The 6,323-nt window shown below is 65.7% G+C and carries 6 protein-coding genes; 5 read left to right on the plus strand and 1 reads right to left on the minus strand.

Features of this window, described 5'->3' with window-relative positions:
* Window positions 1–41: 41 nt before the first annotated feature.
* From HMPREF1023_RS04645 to HMPREF1023_RS04655, 3 genes are read left to right on the plus strand one after another with little or no spacing between them, the layout of a single operon-like run.
* Entirely contained in the window at window positions 42–1,064 is a 1,023-nt protein-coding gene (locus HMPREF1023_RS04645) for an alpha/beta hydrolase (RefSeq protein ID WP_009608742.1), read from the plus strand.
* The gene (locus tag HMPREF1023_RS04650; RefSeq protein ID WP_009305020.1) at window positions 1,037–2,419 is read left to right on the plus strand and encodes a hypothetical protein; all 1,383 of its coding nucleotides are present in this window, start codon (window positions 1,037–1,039) and stop codon (window positions 2,417–2,419) included. The genes HMPREF1023_RS04645 and HMPREF1023_RS04650 overlap by 28 nt, the downstream gene beginning before the upstream one ends.
* A complete protein-coding gene (locus tag HMPREF1023_RS04655; RefSeq protein ID WP_009305021.1) occupies window positions 2,416–3,072 on the plus strand; it encodes a DUF6320 domain-containing protein in 657 nt (218 codons plus the stop codon). Before HMPREF1023_RS04650 ends, HMPREF1023_RS04655 begins: the two co-directional genes overlap by 4 nt.
* A gap of 86 nt (window positions 3,073–3,158) precedes the next feature.
* Here the strand turns inward: HMPREF1023_RS04655 and ahpC are convergent, their stop codons facing one another.
* Window positions 3,159–3,722: an alkyl hydroperoxide reductase subunit C gene (gene ahpC / locus HMPREF1023_RS04660; RefSeq protein WP_009305022.1), complete on the minus strand. Its 564-nt coding sequence runs from the start codon at window positions 3,720–3,722 to the stop codon at window positions 3,159–3,161.
* 307 nt (window positions 3,723–4,029) lie between these two features.
* Between ahpC and HMPREF1023_RS04665 the strand changes: the two genes are divergently transcribed.
* Window positions 4,030–5,196, plus strand: coding sequence for an MFS transporter (locus HMPREF1023_RS04665; RefSeq protein ID WP_009305023.1), 1,167 nt, complete (start codon window positions 4,030–4,032; stop codon window positions 5,194–5,196).
* Between the two features lie 144 nt (window positions 5,197–5,340).
* Complete coding sequence (locus tag HMPREF1023_RS04670; RefSeq protein WP_009305024.1) at window positions 5,341–6,249, plus strand: NAD(P)/FAD-dependent oxidoreductase; 909 nt, start codon at window positions 5,341–5,343, stop codon at window positions 6,247–6,249.
* Window positions 6,250–6,323: the final 74 nt, after the last annotated feature.

Consider the following 6,323-nt stretch of genomic DNA (forward strand, 5'->3'; position numbering starts at 1 on the left):
TCGCTTATGCTACGATGAGGTTCAGAGAAAGGACGGCATGCATGCCCATCAACAAGGCGGTTCTTGCCGCGTTCAAGGCGGCAACACGGCTTCGGCCCGACATCAGGGAGTTCTACAAAACGCAGCGCCTCGCCGAGGACGTCAGCGCCAAGCTCGTGCTGCCCAACCCCCGCTGCCGCATCGACGAGGCTTTCGCCACGATGCCCGACGGCTTCGAGGTGCCGCTGCGCGTGTTCACGCCGCTTGACTTCGACTTCTCGCTGGCCGAGGGGCTGAAGGTATCCGAGGACTCGCGCGGCACCGTCCTGTTCTTCCACGGCGGCGGCTGGGTGAACGGCACGGTTGACTTCTACATCGACGCGTGCACCACCATGGCCATCCAACTGGAGCGACGCGTAGTGTCGGTCGACTACCGGCGCGCACCCGAACACCGCTTCCCTCAGGCGGCCGAGGACTGCTACGAGGTGGCGCGCCAGCTGTACGCAGGCACGCTGCTGGAGGATGTCGACCCCGAGAACGTGGTGCTGTTCGGCGACAGCGCGGGCGGCAACCTGGCGGCGGTGCTGTCGCTCATGGCGCGCGACCGCGGCGACTTCCAGCCGCGCACGCAGATGCTGCTGTACCCCGTCACGTACAACGACCACGACCCGTTCACGTCGTGGTTCGACTCGGTGCGCGAGAACGGCGAGGACTACCTGCTCACCTGGCGCGACATCGAGGGCTACATGGACCTGTACCGCTCGGCGCCCGCCGATTTCGACGACCCCTACTTCGCGCCGCTGCTCGACCCCGACCTGTCGCGGCAACCGCGCACGCTGGTCATCAGCGCCGAGTACTGCCCGTTGCGCGACGAGGGAGAAGCGTACGCGGCGCGGTTGGAGCTGGAAGGCGACCAGGAGGTGCAGTGCTACCGCATGCTCGACGCCGTGCACGGCTACCTTCTGTATCCGTCGGTGCTCAGCCTGGTCAAGGACACGTACCGCATCATCAAGCATTTCTTGGACGGCGACGATCTCACGCAGGAGGGTGAACCCGCATGGCTCGGGATACTTGGTACCGACTAGACAACGTCGGCAAGTTCTACTCGTCCCAGGCGGGCAGCTCGGCCCAGACGGTGTTCCGCTACGCAGCCACCATGCAAGACGACGTGGATCCCGCTGCGCTGCAGCATGCCCTCGAGAAGACGGCAGGCGTCTTCCCCAACTTCAACGTCTGCCTGCGCAGCGGCATGTTCTGGCACTACCTTGAACAGTCCGCCCAGGTCCCCGTCGTGCAGCAGGAGAACCTCCCCATCTGCTACGGACTGCACGTCCACGCGAAAAGCGTGCTGTTCCGCGTCAGCTACCACGCCGCGCGCATCAACCTCGAGGTGTCGCACATCGTGTCCGACGGGCGGGGCTCGCTCAGCTTCTTCAAGGCGCTGCTGCACGCCTACATCGAGGAGCGCTACGGCGTGGAGGGCGTGCCCGCAGAATACGACGGCTCAGACCACCAGAAGTCCGAGAACAGCTTCGACAAATACTTCGAACGCGACAAAGCCGCCGCAACGCGGGCACCGAAGGTATACCGGCTGAAAGGCTGGCGCGACGAGGCCGATCCCACGTTCTTCGAGTACCACCTCCCCGCGAAGCGCGTGCTCGCCCTGGCGCGCAGCTGGGACGTAGGCGTGACCGCGCTCGTGATCGCCGTCATCATGTGCGCCATCCGTGCCGAGATGCCGCGCCGCGACCGCAGCCGCGCCATCCGCATGGACGTGCCGGTCGACCTGCGCCAGTTCTTCAAATCCACCACCGTCAAGAACTTCTTCGGGCTGGCGTTCGTATCCTACGTGCCCGGCGACGAGGACGAGCCGGTGGAGACGGTCGCCCGCATCGTGCAGGATCAGCTGAAAACCGCCACGCAGGCCGAAGAGCTCAAGAGCCGCATGAACCGCATGATCGCGCTGGAGAAGAACCCGCTTCTGCGCCTGGCGCCGCTGTTCGCGAAGGACTTCATCCTAGGGCTGGCGAACCGCCTGGCCGCGCGCGACGTGACCACCACCATGTCGAACCTCGGCCCCATCCGCATCGACGAACGCCTGGCCCCCTATATCCGCGACGTCAACATCCTGACCTCGACCACCAGCCTGAACTTCCTGATGTGCGCGTTCGGCGACGATCTGAGCATCGGCATCTCCACGGTGTACTCGAACCCGGACGTCATCAAGAACATCTGCAGGTTCTTCTCCTGCCAAGGCATCGAGGGGCGCATCAACATCAACAAGACAAAAGAAGAGGTGGCGGAAGACCGTCTTGAAGCCAAGATCGAGGCCTCGGTGAAGCGCTGGGGAGGGCAAACCCCCGCACGCGAAGGCGCGAGCGCGAAGAGCGAGGCGCCGGCGCACAACGAGACGGACGCGAGGGAGGACGACGGCCGATGAAACGATGCGAGAAATGCGGCGTGCAGTTCTCGGGCGACCTCGACCGGTGCCCGTTGTGCCAAGCCGAGCTTTCGGGCGACGCGTCGCCCGCGGTGTTCCCGCGCAACGAGGTGCGCAAGTCGGGCGCCATCGCGCTGGCGGTGCTGGCGTTCGCCACGGGGGCGTGCTTGCTGGTGATGCTGTTCTTGGGTCATCTGCTCCAGCTTCCGGGCGACATCGTGGTCACAGTCTGCGTCGGCCTCGTGGTGAACTACCTGTTCGTGCGCAACATCCTCACGCACACGCCCGACTTCCTGCGCGTCGTGGCGCGCTACTTCCTCGTGCTGCTGGCCATCGCCGCCATCTGGTTCCTCGTTTCGCGCAACCCGGTGGTCACCACCTTCGTCATACCCGGCATCTGCCTGGTGGCGCTCGTGTTCGACGGCGTGCTGCTGGCGGTGTTCCGCGGCACGTTCGTCTCGGGCTACGCGAAGTACCTGCTGTTCGACGTGGGGCTGGGCCTCATCCCGCTGGCGCTGCAGGCGCTGGGGCTCACTACGTGGGACGTCCCTTCGCTCGTGAGCGCGCTCACCGCCAGCGTGTTCCTGCTAGGGCTGGTGGTATTCGCGCGCAAGCAGCTGACAGCCGAAATCCGCAAGCTGTTCTCGGCGTAGGGACGCTAGCGCGAAAACGCCCGACCCCGCAGGGGATCGGGCGCCGATCGGTTCCGCTCGAGCAATGATGCGCGGCCGATGCAGGCTTACAGCTTGCCCACCAGGTCGATGCCCGGATGGAGCACCTCGGAGCCCGGCACCCAGCGCGCGGGGCACACGGAGTCGCCGTGCTCGGCCACGAACTGGCTGGCCTGCACGCGGCGCAGCAACTCGGCGGCGTTACGGCCGATGTTGCCGGCGTTCACCTCGTAGCACACGATCTTGCCCTCAGGATTCACGATGAAGCTGCCGCGCTCGGCCACACCCTCCTCCTCGATGTACACGTCGAAGATGTCGGCCAGCTTGTGCGTGGGGTCGGCCAGCATCGGATACGGCAGGTTTTTGATGTTCTCGGACGCGTCGTGCCAGGCCTTGTGCGCGAAATGCGTATCGCACGACACCGCGTAGATCTCGCAGTTCGCCTCCTGGAACTTGTCGTACAGCGCGCCGAGGTCTTCCAGCTCCGTCGGGCACACGAACGTGAAGTCGGCCGGGTAGAAGAAGAACACGCTCCACTTCCCCAGCACGTCGTCCTTCGTCACCGTTTCGAAGTCGTCGTTATGGAACGCCTGGACGGTGAAGTCGTCGATTTCCTTGTTGATCATGGACATGGTTGCTGCTCCTATCTCTTGAAGACGCTTCCGGCGGGATCCGTCTTCGCCAAGTTGTTATCCAAAGCGAACTTTCTCATAATTGCTACTCACAAGCTATCGTATTCTAACGTCTCCGGACAATCTCCAAAAGCACGCCGGCTCTCCGAGGCCGTCCGATGGAAGGTTTGTCATATTCTCGACAAGTTTCGCCCGCCCGAAGCGCGGCGATGGCATACTAAGCCGGCTTCGCGAGAAACCCGCGCGGCAAAGAGCGCTCCTCTCGCCGCAATCCGATACTCCCCGTCCCGAAGGAACCATCCATCCTATGAAGAAAAGCCTGCTCGCCCTTGCCACCGGATCGTTCGCGCTCGGGTTCGCCGAATTCGTGATGATGGGCATCCTGCCCGCGACGGCTACGGGGTTGCGCGTCAGCGTGCCCGATGCCGGCGATTTCATCTCCGCCTACGCGTTGGGCGTGTGTGCGGGCACTCTGTTCCTCGTGTTCGGACGGCGCGTGCCGCCGAAACGGCTGCTGCTGGGGTTCGTCGCGCTCGTGGCCGTCGGCAACGCCGCGGCCGCCTGCGCGCCGAGCGCCGAAGCGCTGGTTGCGGCGCGCTTCGTGTCGGGACTGCCGCACGGCGCGTTCTTCGGCACCGCCACCATCGTGGCGCGCGAGCTGGCCGACCCCGGCCGCGAAGGCCAAGCCGTGTCCATCATGGTGCTGGGACAGACCGTGGCGAACATGGTCGGCGTGCCCGGCGGCACGCTGCTGGCAGCCCTTTTGTCGTGGCGCGCGACGTTTTTGTTCGTCGCCGTATGGGCCGTCGGCTCGCTTTTGCTGATCGCGCGCTTCGTGCCCGCCGTACGCCCCATCCCCGACGCGGGGTTGGCCGGCCAGTTCCGCTTCCTGAAGAAGCCGGGTCCGTGGCTGGTCATCGGCGCGGTGTTATTGGGCAACACCGGCATCTTCTGCTGGTGGAGCTACGTCTCGCCGTGGCTGACCGACATTGGCGGCTTTCCGGCCGACGCGCTGCCCGCACTGCTCGTGCTGGCTGGGTTCGGCATGGTGGCCGGGTCGCTCGTGGGCGGACGCCTCACCGACCGCACGTCGCCCGGAAAGATGGCGGCGGCCGGCCAGGCCATCGGCTGCGCTGCGCTGCTGCTCATCTTCCTGTTCTCGGGCACGCCGGCCACCGCGGCGGCGCTCATGTTCCTGTGCGCGTTCGGCATGTTCTTCGTGTCCAGCCCCCAGCAGCTGCTCATGGTGAAGGTAGGCCGCGGCGGCGGCGAGATGATCGGCTCGGCCTGCGTGCAGGTGGCCTTCAATCTGGGCAATGCGTTCGGCGCCATGATCGGCCAAACCGTGCTCAACGCGGGCGCGTCCTATGCCTGGCCGAGCCTGGCGGGCGTCCCCTGCTCGCTCGCCGCCGTCGTGTTGCTTGCCGTGTTCTTCACCAGGTTCGAACGCCGCTACCGCCCTTCGACCCGATGACGCCGATCGGATGCTTCGCCAAGGAGGGTGCTTCCCGAAGACAGCCATAACGCTTGCTTATCCGGGCATAAGCAAGCGGACGGTTACCGCGCCCCGCGAGCAGGACTACAATAGCGGCGAAAGACGATCTTCGAAAGGAACGCCATGAAAGAGTACGACATCGTCATCGTAGGCGCCGGCCCTGCCGGCGTGAGCGCAGGCATCTACGCCGCAAGCCGCGGGCTCGAAACCCTCATCCTGGAGCAAAAGGCCGTGGGCGGCATCATCGGCGGCGTGTCCACCGTCACCCACTACGCCGGCATCCTCGACGACGAGACGGGCGCCACCTTCGCCCGCCGCCTCGAAGCCCAGGCGTTGGAAGCCGGCATCGAGATCGTCTACGACCAGGTGGAGCGCGCCGCCCTTGCCGGAGAGACTAAGACGGTGTTCACCGGCACGGAATCTTACCGAGCTCCACGCGTCGTCCTCGCGAACGGCAGCACGCCGCGCAAGCTGGGCGTGCCCGGCGAGGCCGAGCTGCAGGGCAAGGGCTGCGGGCTGAACGCGGCACGCGATGCGACGACGTACGAAGGCAAAAGCGTTTACGTGATCGGCGGAGCCGACGGAGCCGTGAAGGAAGCTCTCTACCTGGCCCGGTTCGCCCGACAGGTGTCCATCGTCTGCGTGGAAGACGAACTCGCCTGCATCGCGGAATTCCGCCGCAAGACGGCGGCAACGCCGAACATCCAAGTGGTTCCGGCCACGCGCGTGGGAGCGCTGCACGGCGCGGACCGCGTGGAAGCGCTCGACCTCGTGTCGTTGGCGGACGGCCGAACGCGCACGGTAGAGGACGACGGCTGCGGCGTGTTCGTCTATGCCGGGTCGGAGCCCAACACCGCCCTCTACGCCGGAGAGCTGCGCCTCGAGAACGGTTTCATTCCCACGAACGAACGCATGGAGACGAGCATCTCGGGCGTGTACGCGGCGGGCGATATCCGCGCGAAGCAGCTGCGCCAGGTAGCCACCGCCGTTTCCGACGGCGCCATCGCCGCCGTCAACGCCGCAACCCTCTAGCGCACGCTCGCCTCCGAAGGCTCCTCGGGTTCCGGCGTGCCTTCGAAGGCACGGTCGACAGGCGCCTCCGGCAG

The organism is Eggerthella sp. 1_3_56FAA (assembly GCF_000185625.1).
In the GTDB taxonomy this organism is placed as follows: Bacteria; Actinomycetota; Coriobacteriia; order Coriobacteriales; family Eggerthellaceae; genus Eggerthella; species Eggerthella lenta.